This window comes from Burkholderia sp. BCC1640 (genome assembly GCF_902833125.1).
GTDB lineage: Bacteria > Pseudomonadota > Gammaproteobacteria > Burkholderiales > Burkholderiaceae > Burkholderia > Burkholderia diffusa.
This window is the reverse complement of sequence record NZ_CADFEF010000023.1, coordinates 12,806-37,517: the sequence shown is the minus strand read 5'-3', so window position 1 is coordinate 37,517 and position 24,712 is coordinate 12,806. Positions and strand designations below refer to the sequence as shown.

Here is a 24,712-nt window from a genome sequence, read left to right as displayed (position 1 = left end):
GTCACCGACTGCATGAACCGCTTTCCTCCGTGCGTCAGACTGCGCTACGCGTCCCGGTTCGAACCGGCCAGCGCATCAACTCGCCGCGCTGCGGCGAGCGCAGCACGGTCTGCATAAAAGAATGTGTCGAAACGTGACGAGCTACGTAATGCTCCAGAACCACCCCGAACAGATACGGGCTCATGCCATCAAAGCCGGCCTCATCCACAGTGAGCACGCACTCGATACCACGACCGAACTGCAACTGGCTCTGGGTGGGCCGTTTCCTCGTCACAGGATGCGCATCAACCTGGATCAGGCTGTCGATCTGGCGGCGGTAACGCACATCGTCGGCGGCCGCGAACAAAGCCAGAATGTCGCGCAGTGCGCTTCCATTCTGAGCCTCCAGGATGCCGTGACCGAGATTCAACTGGCCGATCAGTCGCCAGGCAGCGTCCCGCTGTGCAAGCGGCGCACGAGCGACGCTCGGCGTGCGAATCAATCCGGCGCTGCTTACCGGCGCACTGATACCGACAGTCAGGTCCGTCGCGCCATCAAGTGCCAACAAGCTCGGCAGGTCGCCATTCGTCAACCAAGCGTCCACCGACAGATATTTCATGGCCGGTGCATAAGGCTCCTCATCCTGACCAACCAACGAAACGAAAACATCGGTACCGATGTACGGAGCACGAGCGCCATAGCGGCGATATGACGCCACCGCCATGCGATGTGCGCGGCGAGTCGTGAAATAGCGCCCGTGATTGGCTTCGTCGTTCGTCAGTGCTCGATACAACGGCCGAAACTCGAGCGATGCGACGCCTTTGCTCACGAAACCGTGCAACGCCTCCACCGCGAACACCTCGTAGTCCGAGCCGTTTTGCTTGTCGGGCTGCAACAAAATTTCACCGCCCATGCGTGGAATCTCGGCGGGATCGGTCTTGCGACGAAACAGGTTGATGACTGGCGTACAGAAGAGTGCAAAGCGTGATGCGTCGACGTGCTCGACCAGGGTACTGTCGAAGCGATCCAGCAACACCACGATTTCGGCTTCACGATCGGTCACGTGTCGCAATCCCGCATGCAGACCGGTCAGCGTGAAAAACCAGAAGCGCGCTGGACACGCCGCATATTCGTGCAACAGGTTATGGCCGTGAAACTTCGATCCGGCCAGTGGCAGCAAGGCTTCGTCGGTAGCCAGTCCGGTGTATTCGATCGCCCGGTCCGAGACGATCCCAATTGCCTGATTGGGATCGGCAAAGCGGTTCGGCATCCCCGTCACGGATGACACGGCGCCGGCGTGGATCAACTCGAACAGACGTGACGCCACGCGTTCGTCGCCTGCCAGATAGACGGGCAATCGATCCAGGCCGCGCAACTCATCGAAGCGCGCCTCGCCCGTTGTACGGAGCCTGAGATGCAGCGCACCGCGAATCGGCCGATGTCCGACGCCGTATCGCTCTATCGATGGTATGTCCGGTGGCACCCCCGTCAACCTCGCGGAAACAATCTCCAATGGATACAACATCACGTCCAGACCGCTACGAAACGTGGAGGACGTGCGTTCACCGTCCGGCACACGGCTCGCGAACTCGGTGCCTCGAGGCACACAAAACCCCTCAAGCAAATTGCCTTCCCGCTCATCGGGATGGAGGCGAGCTACCGCAATCGAAGGTGTCGGGGCGACGTAATTCGGGTAGACAGTTTCCAGCAGCCGACCGGTAAGCAGGGGAAATTCAGCATCTAGTTTCAATTGCAGTCGAGCGGTTGTGAAACTCGCTGCCTGCACCAGCCGCTCGACAAAGGGGTCGGCGATCTCGCCGGCATGCATGCCCAGCCGCCGCGCAATTTTTGGATGCGCCTGGGCGAACTCCTCCATCAGCTCCTTGAAATAGAGCAATTCCCGATTGTAGGCATCAAGAAGATGAGGGTTCATGTTGAGAGAAAATTCCGGATCCCGTACAAGACATTCGACAGCTTCACTGTCAGCAACGCGCTAAATGCTAGCGTCAAAGACCATCTCAAAAAATACCAGACAGAATTGAGAGGCCAGATCTACATACCGTATCCGCAAGCTTGTTTTTGAGATATGTGTCGCTATCCTTATCATTGACAAAACGATCCACCACTGGCTGCGGTGCCATCACAGCTCTAATTGCCGGGAAGCGCGCACGAATCTCATTCTCGATACCGTCGTGCCGATTGCGTCGGTCTGGAATGGTCAAGAGCGCTGCATCATGCAGCGCTCTTTTTTTGCGCGTACGCGAAACGAAAAGGTAAGGGGGAGGAGAAGCGGAAAGCGGCGAGCGCCGCTCAGACGATCCGCATCGCGCCGACACGCTCGAATGCGTGCCGCGCCTGGATCAGCGTCGTGCGTGCCGCGCGCGCGTCGCCCGCAACCTGCAGCAGCGGGCCGAGCTGCGACGGCTGCTTCAGCAGTTCGCGCAGGATCGGCAAGATGGCCGTGCTGCCGTCGTCGCGCAGGCCGGCCGTCGCCGCGCGCGGCAGCGTGCGCCACGCAGGGTCGACGATCGCGCGGCACACCGCGAACGGCACGCCGCGCGACGCCGCGAAGGCCGCGGCGATATGCGACTCCATGTCGACGGCGAGCGCGCCCTTCGTGCGATGCAGCGACGTCTTTTCCTGCTCGCTGACCACCGGCGCGCCGACCGCCGCCATCGTGCCGCGCGTGACGCGCGCCCACACCGGCGTGTCGTGCAGCGCGGCGACGAGCCGCGCGCTCCAGCCCGGATCGGTCTGCACGCGGCCGAACGGCCCGTCGATCGCGTCCGCGATCACGAGTGCGCCGGGCGCGAGATCGGGAGCGAGCCCGCCCGCCGTGCCGAAACTCACGATGCCCGCGCAACCGCGCGCGGTCGCCTCGGCCAGCGCGCGCTCGAGCCGGTCGGCCCGCGCGGCGAACACGGCTTCGACGCCGTGGCCGCGCGCGATGCGTGCCTCGAACGCCATCCCTGTGACGGCGATGACGGGCAACGTGCCGTTGTGCTGCGCCGGTGCCACGCGTTACATCCCGACCGTCACGCGCGTCGCATTGGCGCGCTTCAGGTTGCGATAGCGCGCGAGCGCCCACAGCGGGAAGAACTTGCGATAACCGTGATAGCGCAGGTAGAACACGCGCGGGAAGCCGGTCGCGGTGAAACGCGTCTCGTCCCACAGGCCTTCTTCGTTCTGTTGCGCAATCAGGTAATCGACGCCGCGTGCAACGGCCGGGTGGTTCACCTCGCCGGCCGCCATCAGGCCGAGCAGCGCCCACGCCGTCTGCGACGCAGTGCTCGGCGCCTGCTCGAAGCCGCGGTAATTCAGCTTGTAGCTGTCGCCGTCCTCGCCCCAGCCGCCGTCCTTGTTCTGAATCGACAGGAGCCACTGCGCGCCGCGCTTCATGCGCGGATCGTCCGGCGTCAGGCCGGCTGCGTTCAGCGAGCACAGTGCCGTCCACGTGCCGTACACGTAGTTCATCCCCCAGCGGCCGTACCAGCTGCCGTCCGGCTCCTGCTCCTTCAGCATGTAGTCGAGCGCGCGACGGGCCGGCTCGCTGTTCAGCGCACTCTCGCCAAGCTGCGACAGCATCGACAGGCAGCGGCCCGATACGTCCGAGGTCGGCGGATCGAGCAGCGCGCCGTGATCCGAGAACGGAATGTTGTTCAGGTAGTACTGCGTGTTTTCCGGTTCGAACGCGCCCCAGCCGCCGTCGCTGCTCTGCATGCCGACGACCCATTCGCGCGCGCGCGCCATCGATTCGCGATACGTATCCGTCTGCTTGAGCTTCTGCGCACGGTCCATCGCCATCACGACCACGGCAGTATCGTCGACGTCCGGGTAGTGCGCGTTTGCGTACTGGAACGCCCAGCCGCCCGGCCGCACGTTCGGGCGGCGCGAGATCCAGTCGCCGCGCACGTCGAGGATCTGCAGCGGGCGCAGCCAGTCGAGGCCGCGCAGCACCGCTTCCTCGGCACGCGCGTCACCGGTTTCGAGCAGCGCATGTGCGACAAGCGACGTGTCCCACACCGGCGACAGGCACGGCTGGCAATACGCTTCGTCCTCGTGCACGACGAGCAGCTTCTCGACCGCCTTGCGCGCGATCGCGCGGTTCGGATGATCTTCCGCATAGCCGAGCACGTCGTACATCATCACCGCGTTGGCCATCGCCGGATAGATCGCGCCAAGGCCGTCCTCGCCGTTCAGGCGCTCGTCGACGAACGACACGGCCTGGCGGATCGCGCGTTCGCGCGTGTAGCTCGGGAACAGGCCGTCGACTGCGCGCAGCGCGTGGTCGACCACGCGGAAGAACGCGAACCAGCCGGGGCTCTGGTGGCCCTGACGCGGCAGGAGACCGGCGTTGACGGGCGGGTCGATGAACAGCTCGTCGATGCGCACGCCGCGCGGGTTCTTCGCGATCGGACGCTTCGCGTTCAGCACCAGCAGCGGCACGATCACGGTGCGCGCCCAATACGACACCTTCGACAGGTGGAACGGGAACCACTGCGGCAGCAGCATGATCTCGACCGGCATCATCGGCACCGCGCGCCACGGAATCGCACCGTACAGCGCGAGCTGGATCCGCGTGAACACGTTCGACATCTCGGCGCCGCCCATCGCGTGAATCGCGCGACGCGCACGCTGCATGTGCTCGGCGTTCTCGTCGTCGCCGATCACCTTCAGCGCGAAATACGCCTTCACGCTCGCGCTGATGTTCGGCGCGCCGTCGGTGAACAGCGGCCAGCCGCCGTCGGCCTGCTGGATGCGACGCAGATAGCGGCCGATCTTCTGTTCGAGCTCGAGGTTCGGCGTCTCGCCGAGATAGTGGACGAGCAGCACGTATTCGGCGGGAATCGTCGAATCGGCTTCGAGTTCGTAGACCCAGTGTCCGTCCGCGTTCTGCGCGGCCAGCAGCGCGTCGGTCGCGCTGGCGACGGCCGCGTCGAGCCCGGCCGGCACGGTGCCGGCGGACAGGGTAGCCATATCGGTGAGATCGTTCATCGGTCCCTCTCTTATTGTGTCTGGAGCACGTCCGCGGCCAATTGGCCGGAACGGATCGCGCCCTCGATCGTGGCGGGCAAGCCGGTGGCAATCCAGTCGCCCGCCAGCACGAGATTGGTCCAGCGCGTACGCACGGCCGGACGTTTCATTTCCTGCGACGGCACCGCCGCGAACCCCGCGCGCGGCTCGACGACGAGCTGCCACGCGGGGAGGGTTTCCGGGTTCGCGCCGGTCACGCGCGCGACGTCTTCCCAGATGCGCCGCGCGAGCGCATCGCGCGGCATGTCGAGCCAGCGACCCGCGTCGCGGATCGTCGCCGCGATCGGACCATCGCCGGTGCGCACCGCGTCGACGATGCCGTTGACGACGGCCGTCTGCAGCGGGCTGCCGGCCGGTGTATCGACCGCGAAATACGCGGTCACGACCGCACTGAACGTGTCGGGCGCGGTGAGATCCGGGACGAGCGGCTGCGCGACCTCGGGCGGCACCGCCAGCACGACCGCGTCGCCCGGCGCGAGATCGACGCGCTCGCCGCCGATCGCGACCGCATCGACCGCGTTGCCGTGCGCGCCGAATTCGAACGCATCGAGCCGCGAGTTCAGCTGGATCTGCGCGCCGCCGTGCTGCAGCATCCGCAGCGCCGGTTCGACGAATGCGCTGCCGAGCCCGCGGCGCACGACGAGCGGGCGCCAACCGGGGCCGCCCGCGGCAAACATGCCGCACAGTGCCGCACGCGCGAGCTCGGCGCTCGCGTGGCGCGGTTCGACGTTCAGCACCCCGAGCCAATATGGCCGCAGCCAACGATCCCACAGCACGCCGTCGCATCGCATCGTCTGTGCGAGTGAACGGCCGGTGCGCGCGAACGCGAGTGACGCCAGCGCGAGGTAGTCGAGCGGCGTGGTGCCCGGCGCACGCGATGCCGCGTCGAACAGCCACGACGGCCAGCGCCCGTTGCCGAAGCGCAGCGTCCAGCGCTGCTGCGACGCGACGTCGACCACCGGATATTCAGGCAGCGCGGGGCCCGTCAGCTGATCGGCCGCGCCGATCGCGCGCAGGTAGCGCTGCGTCGCGGACTGCCCCGCGAAGACCTGGTGCAGCCCGCTGTCGAGCGTCGTGTTCAGCGTCCCGTCGAACCACGAGCGGCAGCGCCCGCCCGCATGCGCATGCGCGTCGTGCAGCACGATGCGCCGCCCGCGGCGTTGCAGCTCGACGGCGGCCGACAGGCCCGCGAGTCCTGCACCGATCACGTGGACGGTTCTGGGCATCGGCTCAGAACAGCGCGTAGCGCGCGGCGATCATCAGCATGCGCGCCTTCGGCTTGCGCAGCGGCACGCGCGGGGCGGCGAAGCCACGCGCGATCGCGGCTTCCAGAATGCAGCGGTACGCGCCCGACATGATGCGCGGCGCCTTGACCTGCGCGCGCGTGCAGCGATCCATCACGGCGTCCGCCGCGCGGAAGTGTTCGAGCGCGCGCTCGACGAGCGTCGCGCACACGCGCGGCAGCGCCGGGTCGCGCACGATCGTCGCCGGATCGGTGATCGCGATGCCTTCGCGCGCGAGCAGCTCGCGCGGCAGATAGCAGCGGTTGATCGCCGCGTCGTCGTCGATGTCGCGCAGGATGTTCGTCAGCTGCAGCGCGCGGCCGAGGTGGTGCGACAGCTCGATGCCTTCCGCCTCCGGGATCCCGAAAATCCTCACCGACAGACGGCCGGCCGCGCTCGCCACGCGATCGCAGAACAGGTCGAGCGTCGGTTCGTCCGGCGCGCAGATGTCCTCGGCGGCGTCCATCGCCATCCCGTCGATCATCGCGTGGAAGTCCTCGCGCTTCAGGTCGAATGCGCGGATCTCGCGCTCGAGCGCGACCAGATGGCGCGGCGGCGGGCCGGCGAAGCAGGCATCGATGTCCGCGCGCCAGCGATCGAGGCCCGCGTTGCGCTCGGCGCGCGGCAGGTCGCTGTCGGCGATGTCGTCGACCGCGCGGCAGAACGCGTAGACCTGGAACATCGCGTCGCGCTGCACTGCCGGCAGGATGCGCATCGCCAGATAGAAAGAACTGCCCGATGTGACGGCAGCGGCGTCGGTTTCTTGTTCGTCCACGACGAGATTGGAAACGGCCAAGACGAGCTCCACGGAGACACCCACGCGGGGCGATTGAAGAGGCCATGCCCGGCTGGGTTGGTCAGGGCGTCAAATGCGTGCGAGATATGCGAACGATCGACGCAGACAGGCACAAATTACCGGCCGGAAGCCGGAATTGGGCGAAAGTATAGCAATCTTTGAAGTTCGATGGCGGACACACGCCGCGCCCGGCGGGCCGCTTCGGGGCCCTGTGCCGGCGTGGCCGGCCGCGACGGGGAACGGCGTCGCGCCGCCCGTCAGCCGTAGACGATGTCGCGCTGCAGATCGAGCGCGATGAGCCCCATTTCGCGGGTCAGCTGCAGCATCGAGCGGCGCTCGAGGCGCGAGCCCATGAAGCTCGTTACACGCCCGTCTGGCTCCGCCGTGAACTGGAACGACGGGCCGCCGGTGCCGAACCACGCGCCCGGCACGTCGGGCGACTCGTGCCAGTCGATCTGCTCGAACACGCGCGCGATCCCCGCGCGCACCACGTCGCTCGGACCGATGGGCGGCGCGATCTCGCCCAGATCGTCGAGCGAATAGGGGCCAGGCTTTTCCGGCCGCCGGTAGAAGAGGTAGTCGACGTTCATGGAGCGCAATCGGTAACAAAGCGTCAAATTAGCGCGCTTCGGCGCAAATTCAAATCAGATCAGGACGAAATGTGGCCTGAACGAGACAAAAGGGCCTGATCGCGACGGCCGATCCGGGCGCGTGCACGGTCGGGCCGCGTGTTCATGCTTGGACGCGCGCGGCTTCGTCTAAGATGAACATCTTTCTCGAAAAAAGACACGGACACCATGGAGACGAACGTAACCGCCGCCGCGCAATCCGACCACCCCGTTTTCGTGCTGGTGCACGGCGCGTGGCATGGTGCGTGGTGCTACGCGCACGTCGCGGCCGCGCTGGCCGCGCGCGGCTACCTGTCGATCGCGCGCGACCTGCCCGCGCACGGCATCAATGCCCGCTTTCCCGCGTCGTATCTCGAACGGCCGCTCGACGAGGACGCATTCGGCGCCGAGCCGTCGCCGGTCGCGAATACCACGCTCGACGATTACGCGACGCAGGTAATGCAGGCAGTCGACGACGCATACGCGCTCGGCCGCGGCAAGGTCGTGCTCGTCGGCCACAGCATGGGCGGCCTCGCGATCACGGCTGCGGCGGAGCGCGCGCCGGAGAAGATCGCGAAGATCGTCTATCTCTCGGCGTTCATGCCCGCGTCGGGCGTGCCGGGCCTCGACTATGTGCGTGCACCCGAAAACAAGGGTGAAATGCTGGGCCCGCTGATGCTCGCGAGCCCGCGCGTCGCGGGCGCGCTGCGGATCGATCCGCGCAGCGGCGATGCCGCGTATCGCGAGCTCGCGAAGCGCGCGCTGTACGACGACGTGCCGCAGGCCGACTTCGAGGCGGTGGCGAACCTGATGACCTGCGACGTGCCGGCTGCGCCGTTCGCGACCGCGATCCCGACGACCACCGCGCGCTGGGGCGCGATCGATCGTCACTACATCAAGTGCCTGGCGGATCGCGTGATCCTGCCCGCGCTGCAGCAGCGCTTCATCGACGAAGCCGACGCGTTCGTGCCCGGCAACCCGACGCACGTGCACCAGCTCGACAGCAGCCATTCGCCGTTCGTGTCGCAGCCGGCCGTGCTGGCCGGCGTGCTCGCGGATATCGCGAAAAGCTGAACGGCGCGCATCGCGCGCGTGAAGCGGCGGCGCGGCGGTTACGCGTAGGCGATCGACCGATCGCGCCCGAGCCGCTTCGCGCGATAGAGCGCGGTGTCGGCCTCGTTGACGAGCGCGTCGAACCCCGACGCGCCCGCCGTCGCGCACGCGCCGCCGACGCTCGCCGTCACCGGCACGCTGACGCCTTCCGCGTCGACCGGCGTGCTGCCGATCGCGTCGCGTACCTTGTCGGCCACCCGCATCGCCTCGTCGAGATTCGTGCACGGCAGCAGCAGCGCGAATTCCTCGCCGCCGAAGCGGCCGAACGTATCCTGCGCGCGCACGATGGACGCGACGCGGCGCGCCGTCTCGCGCAATACCGCATCGCCGGCCGCGTGCCCGAACCGGTCGTTGATCGTCTTGAAGTGGTCGAGGTCGAACAGCAGCACCGACAGGTCGCCGCCGTAGCGCTGCCAGCGCGCGAATTCGTCGCCGAGCCGAGCCTCGAAGAAGCGCCGGTTCGCGATGCCGGTCAGGCCGTCGCGATTCGCATGCTCGCGCAGCTTCGCGACCGCCTCCTCGCGCTCGCGCTGCATCACGCTCACGTGCGTGACGTCCGAGATCGTCACGCAGACGGCCTCGACTTCGCGGCCGCGCGTGAGCGGCATGAACGTGCAGTCCTGCTGCATGTAGTCGACGCCGCCGGTAATCGGCCGGTCGTGCTCGAAGCGGAACAGGTAAGGCCGCTGCTCCCACGAACTGAATGCGAAACTGCCGAGCTGGAACACGCTCTCGAGCTTGCGTTCGAGCCATGCGCGCGGCAGTTCCGGAAAGCGGTCGAACAGGTTGCGGCCGATCACGTCGGCAGCCGGGATACCGCTGTGGTCCTGCATGAAGCGATTCCACATCAGCACGTTCATCGTGCGGTCGAGCACGAACAGGCCGAAGCCGACGCGTTCGATCACGAGGTCGCTCAGCGACGCGGCGGTGGTGGTCGGGGTAGCGGTCATAGCGCGGACAGCAATGCGTCGAGCGCGTCGCCCATCAGCCGGATCGAATCCTCGGCCATCAGCATCACGAAATGTGCGCGGAATGCGTGATCCTCGAGGCCGAAGTTCACTTCGAGCAGCAGCGCGACGCTCCATGCGAGCGCGTTCGGCTGGAACACGTCGTCGAACGACACGTTCGCGCCGAGCAGCCCCGGCGGGAAGAACACGGGCTTGCGGCCGAGCTCGTCGAGAATCGACGCGACGCACGCGCTCATCAGCACGTTCGCGACATCGAACACGAGTTCGTCCTGCGTGGCCATGCCGGCGTACACACCGTCGCCGAACGTGCGGTCCATCAGCGACATGAGCCGCGCGACGCCCGCGCTGCGGCACAGCACGATCGCCTCGCCCTTGATGTCGGAACGGAATCCCTGGCGCACGGCCGTCACGTTGTCGTGGATGCCCGTCATCTCGCGCAGCGCGTCGCCCGCGTCGGCGGCCTTCACGACGCGCACGCGCGGTACCGACAGCTCGATGAAATGCCCGAGCAGCAACGCGAGCCGTGAGGCGGCGCGGCCCATCGCAAGGTTGGCGATCTCCTGCAACGCGTCGCGTTGCTCCGCCGTGAACACCGATTCAGGCATACAACCCATACTCCTTGAGAATGGGCAGCAACGCCTCCGACGTCACGGGCTTGGCAACGAATGCGATCGCGCCCAGCTCGCGCACGCGTGCTTGCGCCTGCGGCTGAATATCGGCGGATACCACGATCACGAACGTGTTCAGATCTTCGTGGCGCAGTGTCTCGAGCACCTGATAGCCGTTCATGTCGGGCATCGTCAGGTCCAGAAACATCACGGAAGCTTTGCCGTCACGATAGAGCGCCAGAGCCTCGCGACCATTCGCCGCATACGCGACGTCGACGTCCCAGTCTCCCGGCAGTGCCTTTGTCAGAAGTTTGCGAGCGAGCAAGGAGTCGTCGGCGATCACGATCGGCAAAGGCATGGCAGCGAAGCGGTATACGGAATGGTCTCTCTCGCGTTAACGACCGCGCGGCGCGCTTCTTGAGGCGCCGTGCAATCAAGCGCGGGCGTCGCGGCGCGAGGCACGCGACACACCGCGCCGCGAACGCCGGCGGGCGCATATATCTGTCATAGGGAAAGCAAGGCGCGATTCTCTGAGTAAACCGAAGGCAGTGCAACTCGCCATTTTCACCATTTCGAACAAAATCGGTTCGATCGGCCTGCATTCCGAAAACAGGCGCGACCATTTTCAAGATAAGCACGCAAAATTTTTCTTTGTGTACGTTTGCGCTGCCGGATTCATAGCGTTTTCAAACTTTCATTTCGCCCTGTCGGAATCATCAGGTTGCACATCCGCGCGCGGGTACGGCGAGCAAGCGCAACTCGTTTATGATTGAACATCTCAGCTTGGCCCGCCTTCCTCGATGACGTCCGAACGTCCCGCCGACTCCCGCACACCCGTCTCTCCGCCCGCCGACGACTGGCAGGACGACGGCAGCTATGCGTCCGGCGCACCCGAGCACGATTTCGCGGTCCGGCGCGTGACGCTGATCGTGCTGCTGGTCGCGGCGATCGTGCTGCCGTGCATCTACGTGTCGGTCATGGCGTACAACGACCTGAAAGCACGCGAGGCCGCGGCGAGCGACGTGACGATGCGCACCGTGCGCGTCGCCGAGGAGCATGCGCTCAAGGTGTTCGACCTGAGCGAGACGCTCGACGCGCGCATCGTCGACCTCGTGCAGGACATGGACGACGCCACCGTGCGCCGCCACGAATCCGACATCCACGAAGCGCTGAACACGATCGGCGGCGGCTATCCGCAGGTGGCCGCGGTGTCGATCTTCGGTGCGAGCGGGATGCTGCTCGCGAACAGCCTCTACTATCCGGCGCCCTATGCGTCGATCGCGTATCGCGACGACTTCGCCGGCATCCGCGACGGCAAGGTGATCGAACACATCTCGAAGCTGATGATGGGTCCGCTCAAGCTCGAGAACATCCCCGTGTTCAACACGGGCGTCGCGCGACGCCACAGCGACGGTTCGTTCGCCGGAATGGTGTCGATCGCGCTGAAGTCTTCGTATTTCAATGCGTTCTACCGCGACCTGCTCGGCGGCGCGACCACGCCGATGACGATGGCGCTCGCGCGCTCCGACGGCGCGGTGATCGCGTCGTATCCGCCGCCGCCGTCGCTCGCGCACACCGATCTCACGGCCACGTTCGGCAACGCCCGCAACGATCCGCGCGCGGGCGTCGTGCGCGTGCGCCACGACGGCGCCAGCAGCGAGATCGTCGCGTACCGCCAGGTCGGCAGCTACCCCGTGTACGTGACCTGCGCGTACCGCACATCCGCGATCTGGCATGAATGGTACGAACACCTGAGCGTGCTGTTCATCTCGATGTTCGCGCCGTCGATCGCGCTGTGGTCGGTGATCTGGCTGTCGCTGAAGCGGCTGAAGGCGGAAGAGGAAGCGTGGGACCGCTGGCAGGCCGAAGCGTCGATGCGGCGCTCGATCGAATCGGCATACCGGCAGTCGCGCAAGATGCAGGCGCTCGGCAACCTGGTCGGCAGCGTCGCGCATGACTTCAACAACCTGCTGATGATCATCTCGAGCAACGTGCAGATCGCGCGGCGACGCGGCGTCCAGCATCTCGACAAGGAACTCGGTGCGATCGAACGCGCGCTGAAGAACGGCCAGTCGCTCACGCGCCAGTTGCTCGGCGTCGCGCGCAAGCAGCCGCTGCACAACGAGACGATCGACGTCGGCCAGTGGCTCGGCACGTGTCGCGAACTGCTGAAGACGTCGCTCGGTTCAAAGTCGTCGCTGGTCGTCGCGATCGAGCCCGGCATTTGGCCGATCCGGGTCGATGTCGCGGAGCTTGAGCTCGCGGTGATCAATCTCGCCGTCAACGCGCGCGATGCGATGACGGCGGGCGGCCGCTTCACGGTCGGTGCGCGCAACGTGACGCTGCGCCGCGAGGACGGCTTTCCGCTGATCGGCGACTTCGTTCAGATCTCGCTCGACGATACGGGCTCGGGCATGGCGCCCGACGTGCTCGCGCGTGCGTTCGAGCCGCTGTTCACGACGAAGGCGCAGGGCATGGGAACGGGGCTCGGGCTGCCGCAGGTGTTCGCGTTCTGCGAGCGCTCGGGCGGCCTCGCGACGATCGACAGCGCGGTCGGCGCCGGGACGTCGGTGCGCCTCTACCTGCCGCGCGCACGCGTCGAGGACATCGTCGCGCGCTCGCAGCCCGTCGCGCACGACACCGGCGCGCTCGCGGGCCTGCACGTGCTGCTGGTCGAAGACAACAGCGAAGTCGCGGCCGGCACCGAAGCGCTGCTGACGCTGCTCGGGCACCGCGTCACCTACGCCCCCACCGCCGACGACGCGTTGCGCCTGATCGAGGGCGCGGCCGCGAACGACGCCTTCGATCTGGTGATCTCGGATATCCACATGCCGGGCCGCCTGAACGGCATCGATCTCGCCGAAGCGATCGACAAGCGGCCGGGGAAGCTGCCCGTGATCCTGGTCACGGGATACGCGGAGGAACTCGACCGCACGCGTACCGTCAACGTGCGCGTGCTGTCGAAGCCGTTCGACATCGCGCTGCTCGACGAGATCCTGCTCGGCATCCGCGAAGCGCGCGATGCGCGGCATGCCGGCGCCTGACCCGCGGCATGCGGGCCGGTGCCGGCGGCGGGAAGGGGACGGCGCTCAGGCCGCCTTCAGCACGCGCACCCAGTCGACGTAGCGGTCGACGAAACCCTGCAGGAACTTGCGGGTGTCCTCGCTGACGATCTGCCCCTCGTCGTCGATGCGCGCCGGGTCATGCTTGATGAACATTTCCGGCTGCCCGAGCATCTTCACGTCGAGATACGCGAGCACGTTGCGCAGGTGCTGCTGCGCGAGCGCGGTGCCGACCGCGCCCGGCGACGTGCCGAGCACGGCGCCCGGCTTGCCGGACCACGAGTTGTGACCCCACGGGCGCGAGCCCCAGTCGAGCGCGTTCTTCAGCACGCCCGGGATCGAGCGGTTGTATTCAGGCGTGACGAACAGCAGTGCGTCGGCGGCTTCGATCGACTGCTTGAAGCGCTTCGCGACTTCCGGAAAATCCGCGTCGTAGTCCTGGCTGTACAGCGGCAGTTCGCCGATCTCGACGAATTCGAACGAGAAATCGGCGGGGGCGAGCGAGATCGCGGCATGCGCGAGCGCGCGGTTCCAGGAACCGCGGCGCAGGCTGCCGACGACGACTGCAACACGATAGGACATGGCTTTCTCCTTCCGGTGGGTGAGGAATCGGATCGATTGATTCCGAACAGGCGACAAAGGTCTGTTTATAGGCAAGCCAGCCCGCGAGCCGTCCCACGGGGCCGACCGGCCGACTTTCCACAAGGTTTTCCACAGAAATTGTGGATAACTTGGCCGCTATGATCTGATGTTACAGACTGCCCGCGTCGCGATTTCACGACGCGCGATGCGGGGCTCCGGCAAGCATAGCGCAGCGCGCCGGCCGGCTTCGTGAATTCGTGACGGAACATCCGTTGCAGCGCGGCGTCTCGACCAGTAAGCTGCTCGCACCGCGATGCGCCCGCCCGACGGCGCGCACATGATCGCCTCCGCTCCGTAAGGCTCCCGACCCGCCATGCCGTCCGCGTACGACGACCCCACCTATCTCGCGCAACTGCGCCGCGACCTGTTGCGCTTCGCGCGACTCCAACTGCGCGATGCCGATGCGGCCGAGGATGCCGTGCAGGAAGCGCTGACCGCTGCGTGGACGCATGCGGGGGAGTTCGCGGGACGGTCGGCCCACAAGACCTGGGTGTTCGGCATTCTGCGCAACAAGCTGATCGACATTCTGCGTGCACGGCAGCGGACGGTGAGTCTGTCCGCACTCGACGCGGAGCTCGACGGCGAATCCGTGCTCGATCGCGAGTTGTTCAAGGAAAACGGGCACTGGGCCGCGCACACGAAGCCGCGACCGTGGGCACGCCCCGAAACGCTGCTGCAGCAACGGCAGTTCTGGACGCTGTTCCAGGCCTGCCTCGACCACCTGCCGGAACACATCGGACGCGTATTCATGATGCGAGAATTTCTCGACGTCGAGATTGCCGATATCTGCAGCGAACTGACATTGACGACGAATCATTGCAGCGTGCTGCTGTATCGGGCGCGCACGCGCCTGCGCACCTGCCTGAGCGAAAAAGGACTGACGACCGAAGATGCTGCCGGGGAAATGTAGAGACGTGACGCGACTGCTATCGGATGCGCTCGACCGATCGTTGACGCTCCATGAGCGCATGCAGGTGCACGTGCATCTGCCGGCTTGCAGCGGATGCCGCGCATATCGCGGGCAGATCGCGATGCTGCGGACGGCGGCACATGCAGCGGCGGGGCGGGGGATGGTGGATGAGGCGAGGGGTGATCAGGACGAGTCGTCGGGCGACGCGCCGAAGGGCTAAGTTGCCGATGTCGGTCTGTGGTTGCGCATCGCAGTTGGCGATGTCGTTGGCGATGTCGTTGGCGATGTCGTTGGCGATGTCGTTGGCGATGTCGTTGGCGATGTCGTTGGCGATGTCGTTGGCGATGTCGTTGGCGATGTCGTAGGGGCAACGCTGGAGGCGGCTTGTGGGGCGAGCGCGCCGAGTACGGGCTGTCCGCTGCGTGGCGTCGGGGATCGCTGGCGGCTGCGAATCCTGTCGGTCGATCCCGGCGCGCTCGCGCCGGGATCGATCCGATAAGAAAAAGCCGCCGAACTAAAATTATTCGAACAGCGCCCGCACCGACTCGGGCGGGCGGCCGATGGCGGCCTTGCCTCGATACACGACGATCGGACGCTGCAGCAAAATCGGATGCGCCGCAATCGCTTCGTAGGCTTCCGCGTCCATCAGGTTCGCACGGGCCAGATCCAGCGTCTTGTACGGCTCCTCGCCGTCGCGAAGCATGTCGCGCGCCGGGCGCCCAAGCTGACGATGCAGCGCTTCCAGTTCCTCGACCGTCAGCGGCGTCTTCAGGTATTCGACGACGTTCACCGGCGTGCCGGTGGTGTTCAGCGTCTCGACCAATGCGAGCGTCTCGCGGGACTTCGAGCAGCGGGGGTTGTGGTAGATCGTGATCATCGTTCGGGCCTGGATGAGAAAGGCCCGTATTGTAGCCAGTCTGGTTGCGGGTGTTTCGGCGGGGTGTCGGTACACGGGTGGAAGGGGATTGGAGTCTCGGTGTGGCGTGCAGAGGAGAGTGATTTGCGCCGACGAGTGCGTAATCCGCTTGGTGCGTTTATGCGCATAAAGTGCGTTGCATGGGCAATTTGCGCCGCCGTTTTCGGTGGCGAATAGCTCAGGGGACTAGACTCATCGTCATGTCGTGTTGACGGCGTCGACGCAGAGCCACCACCTCATGTATCCGTCGCTAGCTTTATGCGCATAAAGCTAGCGCGTCCCCTGGTGGAAAGGACCGCGGGTATCGCCGTCGGCCCGGCCACTTCGATGCACCGAACGATCATCATCGCAATACACGATGGAGTCTGGGGCGTACGACCTTCGATAACGGCCGAGCCTCCCGATGGTTTATGCGCATAAACACAGTGGGGACGGCCAGCGCGCTTCGTCACTGAACATGGCATGCATGTGTCGCGTCGCATCGGTCTGAGCCGCGCGGCGTTTGTCATCGGGGAGCACGCTCGAGCGAGGACTCAGGGTCGTCGATGCGCTCCGGCACTGCCGAAGTTTATGCGCACAAACTCCACCGACACCGCGGCAGCGCCCCTTCAACGATGGATAGGGCAGCGCCGATCAGTATGCCGAACGTGGAACCAAAGCCGCCCGTCGTCACGAGCATCACCATTCATCATCCACCACAGCGACCTCGCTTCCTTCACCGGCGCCAGCCATCCGACATCCCGAGCCCGTTTATGCGCATAAACCAATCGCCCGAATGGCTAACGCGTAGTTGGCGAACGACAATTTCATTGAAATATAAATATCGTCCTGTAGAATTCCAACGATCAAAAACAGGAGTGAAAATTGGCCGCGGAAATCATTGCAGTCACTCAACAAAAAGGTGGCGTCGGCAAAAGCACGATTGCCATGCACCTCGGCGCGGCATTCCATGAGAAAGGGAAGCGCGTCCTCGTCATCGACGCAGACGGTCAAAACACACTGGTTCACTGGTCGAGCGCATCCGGTGACGGCGACGCCGGGATCCCGTTCCCGGTCGTCAACCTCGCCGAAGCCGGCGGCCAGATCCATCGCGAAATCAAGAAGTTCATCAACGACTACGACATCATCGTCGTCGATTGCCCGCCGTCGATCACCGAGAAGGTCTCCGGCGTCGTGCTGCTAGCCGCATCAATCGCCGTGATCCCGACTTCGTCGTCGCCGGCCGATTATTGGTCGAGCGTCGGGCTGGTCAAGCTGATCCAGCAGGCGCAGGTGATGAACGAAGATCTCCGCGCCGTCTTCCTGCTGAACAAGACCGAAGAGAAGCGCATGCTGACCCGCGAGCTGAAGCGCGCGCTCGAGGAACTCGGCTTCCCGTTGCTGAAGACGCAAATCCCGACCCGGGAAGCGTACAAGCAGGCGATGGCGCTCGGTCAGACCGTGCTGCAGATGAACGATCGTGGCGCGAAGCTGGCCGCCGCGGAAATCCGCGCATGCGCCGACGAAATCGTCGCCATGCTGCCCTGACTTTATGCGCATAAAGGAGTCGCATGAAACCCTCCCAATTTGCAAAAGGATTCCAGGCGCGCCCGGATATCACGACGAGCGAGAAGCGCACGGCGCTTGATCGGCTGAATGCCATCGACGGCATCGTCAAGTCCGAGACAGCCACACCCGCCCTGACGAAGTCCGCCAAGAAGGACATCGCGCCGCCGCCGGCTCCGGACGTCCTGCTCGATCCGTCGACCGACGAGTCGCCGCAATATCGCGCGTGGCGCCTCGAGAACCGCTATGCGCCCGGCCAGGTGATCGAGCTGTCGCTGAAGGCGATCAAGCATAGCCCGTTCAACCCGCGGCACTTCTATCTGAAGTCGTCGATTGCCGAACTCGCGGTCAACCTCGCGAAGCAGGGGCAACAGCAGGCGATCCACGTGATTCCGGACTACGACAATCCGGGTTCGTATTTCGTCAGCGACGGCGGCCGTCGTGTGCGTGCGTTGAAGGAAGCGAACAAGGAGTCGGTGAAGGCAATCGTGATCGACGTGCCGATCGGAATCCAGAGCTACAAGCTCGGCTACGATCTGAACGTGCAACGCGATTCGCAGACGGTGTTCGACAACGCTGTCGTATGGCGCCGTTTCCTCGACGACAAACATTTCCAGAGTCAGAAGGAACTGTCCGAGCATCTCGGCCTCGACGAGTCGACGGTCGCGGTTGCGCTGTCGATCGGCAAGCTGCCGGAAAGTGTGATGCAGGAGATGGTCGCGCGCCCCGATCGCTTCGGGTCGAACATGGCGTATCAGGTCGGCCGTTATCACAATGCGCGCGGCACCGAGGCGACGCTGCGGCTGATCAACAAGATCGTGTCCGACGATCTCAGCACGCGCCAGGTGTCGGACATCGTCAAGGGCCGCGTCGCGGCGCAGGAAACGCCGAAGCCGGCGGGTCGCCAGCGCTATGCGCAGCGTCTCGAGATCAAGCTCGGCGGCAAGTCGGTCGGCGACCTGAAGTCGTATGGCGAAGACCGTATCGAACTGCGCCTGCGCGGCCTCCCGAAGGACAAACGCGACGCGATCCTCGAGCAGCTCGAGCGGATGCTGTTGTCGGAGTGATGGAAACGGCCGGCAGGGCCTGGCGAGGCGCCGGGCACGCCGGATGGCGGGCCGCCGGCGACGGCCCCGCCAGAGGGGCCTGAACGGGCCTCAGGCGGCCCGAGATTGATTCAGGGTGAACGACAGCAGGTCGCCGTCGGTCGGCTCGCCCCAGGTCTTCTGGGCGAGCCAGTCGAAAAAGGCCGTCTCGGCCAGCTTCGAATCGAGACCGCGCTTGCGCCAGTCGTCGCGCAGATGCGAGCCCATCGTCGGCAACACCTCCGACTCGAACGACTCGCGCGCCACTTCGCGCTCCGCGTCGCCCTGCTCCTCGTACAGCACCTTCGCTTCCTTGCGGCGGAACGCCGCGAATTCGCTCAACAGACGTGCCTTCAGATCGTCCGGCTGCGCCGAGACGGCCTTCGCGGCAGGCGTGCCGGAAGGCAGCGCGTCAACGGACTCGACCGGCGGCGCATAACCCTTCTTCAGCGCGTCCTTGAACAACGCGGGCGCACTGCGCACCGGCGGCAGCGTCGTGCTGCGCATCCGCTGCTCGGTCATCTGCAGCGCGGCGCGAATCCGGTTTTCTTCGCTGTCCGCGTAGAGCGTCTGCGCTTCCTTGAGCGGAATCCCGAGCTTCACCATCCGGTCGACCAGCGTGCTGTCGAACACGTTCGGATGCTCGTCGAGCGCGAGCATCGGCTGCTTGCGCTCGGTCACGCGGAACTGGATCTCCGCGACCCGCCGCCCTTCACGATGCTCGATCAGCTCGACGAAGATGTTGGTGACCGCGTTGACCTCGGCGATCGCCGGACGCAGGTAGTCCCGCTTGAAGTACTTGTACTCGCGCTTCGCCTCGTCGCCGGCTTCCGTATCGGGCGTGCCCGACAGGATCGGCCGCCACCATTCCCACGGCTCGCGCATCGTCAGGTGGCTCGGGTTCGTCAGGTAGCGCACGCAGATTTCGTAGAGCGCAAGACCAGCGCTGCTACGCAGCTGGCTCTGGAACTGCAGGCTCAGACGCGCGTACTGGACCGGGTCGAGCAGCTTCTTCTTGATCTTCGGTGCAAATGAAAATTCGACCCACACGCGGCGGGTGGCCGGATCCTCAAGAATTTCGGCATCGGCGATCAGCGTCGAGATCCCCCACTTGCGGCCCGGCTTCTGGCTCGACGTCCCCGTGCTCCATTCGACCTGGACCGACACCATACGGCGCAGGTGTTCCTTCACCAGAGCGGTGTCGTTCGAATCGAAGGCGGAGTTGGCGACGATGTCCGACAGCAGCGCGCGATAGGTATCGCCCGAGTCGTCGGCCTGCTGCGCGACGGCGAGCAGGACGTTGAACAGCTTGCGGGTCAGGAGCGTGATCTTGCCGCTCTTCGGCTGAATTGCGATCGCCTCGACGGCCTTACGCAATTCGGCTGAACTGGCACTCACCACATCCACATCGGTTTTCTTGGCGCGCTTCGTGGCCATGCGTCTGGTCGGAGGAGAAGTTTCACGGAAGGATAGCGCCTGTGGTGATGTGCGTCCAGAACGACATGCTCACCATAGCCGGTGAAGTGCGCGTGCAAAACGGCACTCACCCCAACCCTCTCCCGAAAACCCTCACCGGTCCGGATTTAAAGCGTTTCGGACTCGTCCAGACGTGTCGCGGGATGCGCGGATTCACAGATTTTTGCCTGTGCTCGATACGTGCGAAATTTGCTCCCGTATCGGCTCACCCTTCGATTTGTCGTAATTTTACGACTGCGCTTCCGGGTCCTCGTCACAGCGTCGCCACTGGCCGTCTCGGCATCGAGCAGACAAGCTCGCAACGCCCTGTATGCATGTACAGGCGCGGCTGATGGGGCAATCGCGACCGCGCCCCGCATCCGGAAATCGGCACCGAAAAGCGTCTCCGCAACGTCGATCGAAACCGTTTCACTGGCCCGGGCGCGCATTGTACAGCGCACAGAATCCGTTCGGTCCCGAAAATTCTCACCTTATCGGCTCGAAATTCTGTGACCACGATATCGACGAATCCCCGACCCACGCGGGATCAGCAGTCCAAGGCTCCCGAAAAACCTCACCTTAATGATAAAAACGACGTTCCAACGAACGCGGAAGCTGCTCCCGAAAAATCTCACCGTAACCGCCGCGGTATCAAAAATGTCAATGACATCCGATACTTATGCGCGCCAAGCGTTCCGCTGTGTCCGGCGATCGCCCCCCGAAAAGCCTCACCTTTACGGCGTTCGGGCGGATGCGGCACCTGTGTGCCACGTCCTGAAAAATCTCACCTGTGCCAAAAAGTGGCACAGCGAAAATCAGATTTCCACCAGTCCCGGTGGGCTTTTCAGCGAATTCGCTGCACCCCGGATCCCGGAAATCCTCACCTTTGGCCAATTTTCGAGCAAATGGCGCTCCTGAAAAGCCTCACCTGTGAGGCGCCCGACAGCCTGTGATCGATGCCCCGAAAAAGCTCACCTTATCGGGATCCGTGCAGGAAAACCCGAATTTTGCTCCCGAAAAGCCTCACCTTTCGGGCCTCATTGGCTTCACAGGGCACTTTTGCTGTGCAAAATGACGGTCGTTTCCCGGAAATCCTCACAGCAAATCCCTGTGGAGTCCCGTGAAACCTCACCTTTCCCGAAAACTGCCCAAAAGATGGGCAGAATAGGGGCGCGAAGAAGGTCCCGCAAATTCTCACCTGTGTCTGCACAGGCAGAAAACTGTGCGCGTAGGCACAGCATGGGTTCTGTGGCTGTGTGGCCCCGAAAAACCTCACCTTTGGGGGAATCTCATGTTTCACTGTGATCCCGAATCCGCTCACGACCTTTCCTGCATCGGCTCACGCAGATCCCCGAACCCCATCACTTGAGCTCCCGCAGAAGATCACCTTGGTTCCCGTAAAACTTCACCTTGTCGGCCGGAAAGCCTTGCTACATAAGGCTGTGCCGTGGCGTTAACGTTTTTAACTAAGGGTTCAAGGGTGTTTACTTCTAATACTCTCAAGACATCGGTCGTCGAGTTTTCCACAGAGACCCAACGCCTGAACACCGATCGGCTGCGATGACGCCAGTCATGTGAAACAAATGCGCTTTTTAGGGGCATACTCAAAAATGCTTTCGGGACAAGGACTTGCCTTGTTTTCTTCGCTTTGTTTCACGGAATCGAAGAGCTGGCTCGTCCGGATTTGCCCACAGCCCTGGATTCTGTGCACAGCGACGTAAATTCACGACACTCCGCGAAAACAAGTATCAAAAGATACGTATTTCGTTATGATCGCAACATATCAATGCCTGTGAATCCTCCCATGACGCTGGATGAAATGCGTGAAGTCATCCGAGAAGAACTGGAATCGCTTCGCGCGAGCGGCGCGCGCCGCCAGGAGTTGTCGCTGCATGCGTGCAAGCGGTTGTTCTTCGATCTCGGTATCCGACCGTCGGCCGCCAACGTTCGCGACCTGACCCAGACCGGCAGCGCCAGCGACATTCCAAAGGACATCGATCATTTCTGGGAACGAATCCGTTCTGCATCGAAAATCCGGCTCGACGGTGCGGCGATCCCGAAAGCGGTCGAGGAAAAGGCAGGCGCGTTGCTCGGCGCGCTATATGAAGAGGCCTTGAAAGCGGCCAGGGAAAGCCTCGATGTCGATCGCGAACAGGTTCGCGCCGGACTGACCGATGCGGAACAACGGCTGCGCGATGCCACGGTTCGCCAGGAAACCCTCGAGGGCGCACTGACGCGCAGTGAAACCCGCAACGAGCAGCTGCAGGCGCGTGTGACCGAACTCGAGGTGCAACTGGCTTCGCAGTCGACGCACGGTTCGGCAAACGAGGCGACACTGCTCACCACAGTCGCTCGACTTGAAAAGGAACTGGCCGTCATGGCCGGCCGCGTCGACACCGAGCAGACGCAGAATGCGACGCTGCGCGACCGCATCGACACGCTGCAAGCCGAATTGCAGCAGCGCACCGAACACTACGCGCAGCAGATCAAGGATGCGGTGGCCGAAGCCGAGCGCCGTGTCAAACCGATGCTGGTCGAGCTGGACTCACTGCGCAGCATGGCGTCGACCTACCAGAGCGGTCTGCGTGACGTGCAGCGCAAGGAATTCGATTTTCTTCAGCAACTGAGTTCGGCCAAGGCCCGCGCAGACCGGCTCGAGGAACAGTTGCGCACCCAGAGCGACGAACTGGACCGCGCGACACGCGACGCGAATACGCTGCGCGCGAGCCGCGGGATGAATCCGGAGATTTCCGCACTGATTCGGCGCCTGGCCGATGCAGGTCAGCTCGATGCGGACGCGTTTTCCGCAATCGGCACGTCACTGGACCGCGAAATTCCGGTGCCGACCCAGTGCCCGCATTGCGACGGGGAACCGGAGTTGTCGCATGGCGATGACGGATTCGAAGTGTCGTGCCCCGAGTGCGAACATGCGTCGGGACCCTGGCCTTCCCGATTCGAAGCGATCGCACGCTTTGCGCGCGACTGACGTGACGCCCGGCACAGGGATCGCACAGGTGAGGCGATTCGGGACGCGTGAGGTGAGGTTTTCCGGGAGCTGTGAAACGGTGAGGCTACGCCGCACAAGGCTGCTCACGGGTCATGTCGCGTGAGCAGCCGGCTCGGCATCAGAGCCTTTCGTCTTGCTCGGACGCGTCACCATTCGCGAGATCATCGCGCCAGTTTTTCCATGCGCGGTGAAGACGGTTCGACGAAATCGGCCGCATGAAGCCGAGCCATTTGCCGACCCGCTCGGGCGGCACGTCATGTTCGAACAGTTCCGCTGCGTAAGTGTTGCGCAGCGTTTGCGGGCTCGCGCGTGCGGTGCGTGACGACGTGAGCCCCGCAGATTCGACGATCGCATCGATCGCGCGCAGCATCGTTGCCTTGTGCATCGGCCGCCCGGCGTGCGATGCCGGAAACACGAGCTCCCCCGGAATCTCCTGGCGCTTGCGCTCCACGAGCCACGCTTCGAGCAACGCGATCGCGAACGAGGCCAGATGGGTTTCGCGCGCGAAATCGGGATGCGTCGACGGGATCTGCAGCGACGTTCCGCTCGTATTGATGCAACTAATCGTGAGCACGCGTGCTTCGCCGGTTTTCACGCCGGCCCCGAGAAATGCGGCGACGAGTGCGCGGTCGCGCCGCTCCTTCCAGTATGCGGAGCCGGATACACCAATCGGCGAAAACAGGTAGGCCAGCAACTTCGCGCGTTCGGCCGGTGTTAGGAAACCGGTCGGCTCGTTGTCGCGTGCCTGGCGCCAGTTCGCTTCGCCATCCTGAGCAATGAAGCGGGCCGGGTTGGTGGACGCGAGCTCGGTGCGCCGGATGTGGTCGAGCACGCGTTCGATCAGCCTCAAATAGCGCATTCGCTGAGTTTTCCGGATAGGAAGCTCGCTGACGAAATTCGCGATCGTTGCGGTATCGACCGTGGCCAGGTTTTTTTGATGTGCACGTAGCCATGCGAGAAAAGCGCCCCATTGTGCGCGGTAGACGTCGGCCGACGAACGGCGGTAGTCTTGCATGGCAAGCCATGCATCGAACGCGGCTTCGGGCGAGATGATCCAGTCGGATGCACCGCGGTCGAACAGATCCTTTTCTTCCGGGCGTGCGGGCGTGTCGGAGGATGTGGGAAGGGACATGTCGTTTATTCCGTTAGTTGCGTATATGGTAGCCCTATCCGCAACTTCGCGGGCAGCAGGATGCGGGAGCCGGCCGCCGTGTCGAATGGCCGGGGCCGGGCGTCAGTCGCCCCACGCCTTGGACGAGTGATGAATGCGCTCGCGGGGTGCCGCTTCCTGCGATCTGGCTGCGGCTTCATACGCGAGGACCGCGAACGAGAAGACAGCGGGTAGTGCATTCGATCGTCCGAAGTCGATCGGATCATCCGTTTCGGGAAAGGTCATGTCCGACGGCCGTTCGAACAACTGGCGCATGCCGGCTTCGTGCCGGCTGGCAAAGCCGAGATCGGCGAGCGCTTCGGCTTCGATGGCGTGCAGCAGACGCCACGACAGCGGGACGCGCTGATGGATGTAGCGCCCGGCTATATGACGCACAATCAACTCGAGGTCATGCGCGGCAGCCTTGAAGCTGAGCGCGGCCAAATCTTGTTCTTCTGTCATCGCAGGCTCCTGTCGACCGGAGCAGGCGCCTCGGTGCGCCGGCCCGGCCAATGCATGGCGGAATGTCCGTATACTGTACAAACATACAG

General features: G+C 64.3%; 21 protein-coding genes. 7 read left to right on the top strand and 14 right to left on the bottom strand.

Annotation, left to right across the window (positions count from 1 at the left end):
* Positions 1–34: 34 nt before the first annotated feature.
* From tssF to HWX25_RS23230, 6 genes are all read right to left on the bottom strand, one after another.
* Positions 35–1,912 (bottom strand): type VI secretion system baseplate subunit TssF, encoded by a 1,878-nt coding sequence (gene tssF, locus HWX25_RS23255; protein WP_175910743.1) that lies wholly within the window; start codon positions 1,910–1,912, stop codon positions 35–37.
* A gap of 377 nt (positions 1,913–2,289) precedes the next feature.
* Positions 2,290–2,997, bottom strand: coding sequence for a phosphorylase (locus HWX25_RS23250; protein ID WP_175910741.1), 708 nt, complete (start codon positions 2,995–2,997; stop codon positions 2,290–2,292).
* Positions 2,998–3,000: 3 nt separating this feature from the next.
* On the bottom strand, positions 3,001–4,974 hold the full coding sequence (gene shc, locus HWX25_RS23245; protein WP_175910739.1) for a squalene--hopene cyclase: 1,974 nt from the start codon (positions 4,972–4,974) through the stop codon (positions 3,001–3,003).
* A gap of 11 nt (positions 4,975–4,985) precedes the next feature.
* Positions 4,986–6,239, bottom strand: a complete 1,254-nt coding sequence (gene hpnE, locus HWX25_RS23240; protein WP_175910737.1) for a hydroxysqualene dehydroxylase HpnE — start codon at positions 6,237–6,239, stop codon at positions 4,986–4,988.
* 4 nt (positions 6,240–6,243) lie between these two features.
* Positions 6,244–7,092 carry a presqualene diphosphate synthase HpnD gene (gene hpnD / locus HWX25_RS23235; protein ID WP_175910735.1) on the bottom strand — a complete coding sequence of 283 codons (849 nt, stop codon included), beginning with the start codon at positions 7,090–7,092 and terminating at the stop codon, positions 6,244–6,246.
* Positions 7,093–7,349: 257 nt separating this feature from the next.
* Positions 7,350–7,682 (bottom strand): hypothetical protein, encoded by a 333-nt coding sequence (locus HWX25_RS23230; RefSeq protein WP_059529016.1) that lies wholly within the window; start codon positions 7,680–7,682, stop codon positions 7,350–7,352.
* A 207-nt stretch (positions 7,683–7,889) separates the two neighbouring features.
* Here HWX25_RS23230 and HWX25_RS23225 point away from each other — a divergent pair, with 207 nt between their 5' ends.
* A complete protein-coding gene (locus tag HWX25_RS23225) occupies positions 7,890–8,774 on the top strand; it encodes an alpha/beta fold hydrolase (protein WP_175910733.1) in 885 nt (294 codons plus the stop codon).
* A gap of 38 nt (positions 8,775–8,812) precedes the next feature.
* Here HWX25_RS23225 and HWX25_RS23220 read toward each other — a convergent pair whose 3' ends face one another.
* The 3 genes from HWX25_RS23220 to HWX25_RS23210 are packed head-to-tail and all read right to left on the bottom strand — an operon-like array spanning position 8,813 to position 10,747.
* Entirely contained in the window at positions 8,813–9,763 is a 951-nt protein-coding gene (locus HWX25_RS23220; RefSeq protein ID WP_059689215.1) for a diguanylate cyclase, read from the bottom strand.
* The gene (locus tag HWX25_RS23215) at positions 9,760–10,386 is read right to left on the bottom strand and encodes a chemotaxis protein CheC (protein WP_059689214.1); all 627 of its coding nucleotides are present in this window, start codon (positions 10,384–10,386) and stop codon (positions 9,760–9,762) included. The genes HWX25_RS23220 and HWX25_RS23215 overlap by 4 nt, the downstream gene beginning before the upstream one ends.
* The gene (locus HWX25_RS23210) at positions 10,379–10,747 is read right to left on the bottom strand and encodes a response regulator (RefSeq protein ID WP_040138947.1); all 369 of its coding nucleotides are present in this window, start codon (positions 10,745–10,747) and stop codon (positions 10,379–10,381) included. Before HWX25_RS23210 ends, HWX25_RS23215 begins: the two co-directional genes overlap by 8 nt.
* 442 nt (positions 10,748–11,189) lie before the next feature.
* Here HWX25_RS23210 and HWX25_RS23205 point away from each other — a divergent pair, with 442 nt between their 5' ends.
* Positions 11,190–13,433, top strand: coding sequence for a hybrid sensor histidine kinase/response regulator (locus tag HWX25_RS23205; RefSeq protein ID WP_175910731.1), 2,244 nt, complete (start codon positions 11,190–11,192; stop codon positions 13,431–13,433).
* A 45-nt stretch (positions 13,434–13,478) separates the two neighbouring features.
* On the opposite strand, the gene HWX25_RS23200 is transcribed toward HWX25_RS23205, so the two are convergent.
* Positions 13,479–14,033 (bottom strand): NAD(P)H-dependent oxidoreductase, encoded by a 555-nt coding sequence (locus HWX25_RS23200; RefSeq protein WP_175910729.1) that lies wholly within the window; start codon positions 14,031–14,033, stop codon positions 13,479–13,481.
* 373 nt (positions 14,034–14,406) lie between these two features.
* Here HWX25_RS23200 and HWX25_RS23195 point away from each other — a divergent pair, with 373 nt between their 5' ends.
* Together HWX25_RS23195 and HWX25_RS23190 are read left to right on the top strand one after the other, a co-directional pair.
* Positions 14,407–15,003: an RNA polymerase factor sigma-70 gene (locus HWX25_RS23195; RefSeq protein ID WP_059818511.1), complete on the top strand. Its 597-nt coding sequence runs from the start codon at positions 14,407–14,409 to the stop codon at positions 15,001–15,003.
* A complete protein-coding gene (locus HWX25_RS23190) occupies positions 14,984–15,223 on the top strand; it encodes a zf-HC2 domain-containing protein (protein WP_059818512.1) in 240 nt (79 codons plus the stop codon). Before HWX25_RS23195 ends, HWX25_RS23190 begins: the two co-directional genes overlap by 20 nt.
* Positions 15,224–15,523: 300 nt before the next feature.
* Here the strand turns inward: HWX25_RS23190 and arsC are convergent, their stop codons facing one another.
* A complete protein-coding gene (gene arsC / locus HWX25_RS23185; protein ID WP_175910727.1) occupies positions 15,524–15,880 on the bottom strand; it encodes an arsenate reductase (glutaredoxin) in 357 nt (118 codons plus the stop codon).
* Positions 15,881–16,783: 903 nt separating this feature from the next.
* Here arsC and parA point away from each other — a divergent pair.
* Together parA and HWX25_RS23175 are read left to right on the top strand one after the other, a co-directional pair.
* On the top strand, positions 16,784–17,446 hold the full coding sequence (gene parA / locus HWX25_RS23180; protein ID WP_175910725.1) for a ParA family partition ATPase: 663 nt from the start codon (positions 16,784–16,786) through the stop codon (positions 17,444–17,446).
* Between the two features lie 23 nt (positions 17,447–17,469).
* A complete protein-coding gene (locus HWX25_RS23175) occupies positions 17,470–18,531 on the top strand; it encodes a ParB/RepB/Spo0J family partition protein (protein WP_175910723.1) in 1,062 nt (353 codons plus the stop codon).
* Between the two features lie 90 nt (positions 18,532–18,621).
* Here HWX25_RS23175 and HWX25_RS23170 read toward each other — a convergent pair whose 3' ends face one another.
* Complete coding sequence (locus tag HWX25_RS23170; protein WP_059467393.1) at positions 18,622–19,986, bottom strand: replication initiation protein; 1,365 nt, start codon at positions 19,984–19,986, stop codon at positions 18,622–18,624.
* 1,822 nt (positions 19,987–21,808) lie between these two features.
* Here HWX25_RS23170 and HWX25_RS23165 point away from each other — a divergent pair.
* Positions 21,809–22,990: a DNA-binding protein gene (locus tag HWX25_RS23165; protein ID WP_175910721.1), complete on the top strand. Its 1,182-nt coding sequence runs from the start codon at positions 21,809–21,811 to the stop codon at positions 22,988–22,990.
* Between the two features lie 139 nt (positions 22,991–23,129).
* On the opposite strand, the gene HWX25_RS23160 is transcribed toward HWX25_RS23165, so the two are convergent.
* Positions 23,130–24,143: a tyrosine-type recombinase/integrase gene (locus HWX25_RS23160; protein WP_175910719.1), complete on the bottom strand. Its 1,014-nt coding sequence runs from the start codon at positions 24,141–24,143 to the stop codon at positions 23,130–23,132.
* Positions 24,144–24,245: 102 nt separating this feature from the next.
* Positions 24,246–24,623, bottom strand: coding sequence for a DUF2471 family protein (locus HWX25_RS23155; RefSeq protein ID WP_175910717.1), 378 nt, complete (start codon positions 24,621–24,623; stop codon positions 24,246–24,248).
* Positions 24,624–24,712: the final 89 nt, after the last annotated feature.

What these genes read in the sequence shown, in the direction of transcription:
- HWX25_RS23225 (WP_175910733.1), top strand. Translation starts at nt 7,890, where the DNA reads ATGGAGACGAACGTAACCGCCGCCGCGCAATCCGACCACCCCGTTTTC.
- HWX25_RS23220 (WP_059689215.1), bottom strand. Translation starts at nt 9,763, where the DNA reads ATGACCGCTACCCCGACCACCACCGCCGCGTCGCTGAGCGACCTCGTG.
- HWX25_RS23155 (WP_175910717.1), bottom strand. Translation starts at nt 24,623, where the DNA reads ATGACAGAAGAACAAGATTTGGCCGCGCTCAGCTTCAAGGCTGCCGCG.
- HWX25_RS23215 (WP_059689214.1), bottom strand. Translation starts at nt 10,386, where the DNA reads ATGCCTGAATCGGTGTTCACGGCGGAGCAACGCGACGCGTTGCAGGAG.
- arsC (WP_175910727.1), bottom strand. Translation starts at nt 15,880, where the DNA reads ATGATCACGATCTACCACAACCCCCGCTGCTCGAAGTCCCGCGAGACG.
- HWX25_RS23165 (WP_175910721.1), top strand. Translation starts at nt 21,809, where the DNA reads ATGACGCTGGATGAAATGCGTGAAGTCATCCGAGAAGAACTGGAATCG.
- tssF (WP_175910743.1), bottom strand. Translation starts at nt 1,912, where the DNA reads ATGAACCCTCATCTTCTTGATGCCTACAATCGGGAATTGCTCTATTTC.
- HWX25_RS23230 (WP_059529016.1), bottom strand. Translation starts at nt 7,682, where the DNA reads ATGAACGTCGACTACCTCTTCTACCGGCGGCCGGAAAAGCCTGGCCCC.
- hpnE (WP_175910737.1), bottom strand. Translation starts at nt 6,239, where the DNA reads ATGCCCAGAACCGTCCACGTGATCGGTGCAGGACTCGCGGGCCTGTCG.
- HWX25_RS23210 (WP_040138947.1), bottom strand. Translation starts at nt 10,747, where the DNA reads ATGCCTTTGCCGATCGTGATCGCCGACGACTCCTTGCTCGCTCGCAAA.
- HWX25_RS23205 (WP_175910731.1), top strand. Translation starts at nt 11,190, where the DNA reads ATGACGTCCGAACGTCCCGCCGACTCCCGCACACCCGTCTCTCCGCCC.
- HWX25_RS23195 (WP_059818511.1), top strand. Translation starts at nt 14,407, where the DNA reads ATGCCGTCCGCGTACGACGACCCCACCTATCTCGCGCAACTGCGCCGC.
- HWX25_RS23175 (WP_175910723.1), top strand. Translation starts at nt 17,470, where the DNA reads ATGAAACCCTCCCAATTTGCAAAAGGATTCCAGGCGCGCCCGGATATC.
- HWX25_RS23170 (WP_059467393.1), bottom strand. Translation starts at nt 19,986, where the DNA reads ATGGCCACGAAGCGCGCCAAGAAAACCGATGTGGATGTGGTGAGTGCC.
- shc (WP_175910739.1), bottom strand. Translation starts at nt 4,974, where the DNA reads ATGAACGATCTCACCGATATGGCTACCCTGTCCGCCGGCACCGTGCCG.
- HWX25_RS23190 (WP_059818512.1), top strand. Translation starts at nt 14,984, where the DNA reads ATGCTGCCGGGGAAATGTAGAGACGTGACGCGACTGCTATCGGATGCG.
- HWX25_RS23160 (WP_175910719.1), bottom strand. Translation starts at nt 24,143, where the DNA reads ATGTCCCTTCCCACATCCTCCGACACGCCCGCACGCCCGGAAGAAAAG.
- HWX25_RS23200 (WP_175910729.1), bottom strand. Translation starts at nt 14,033, where the DNA reads ATGTCCTATCGTGTTGCAGTCGTCGTCGGCAGCCTGCGCCGCGGTTCC.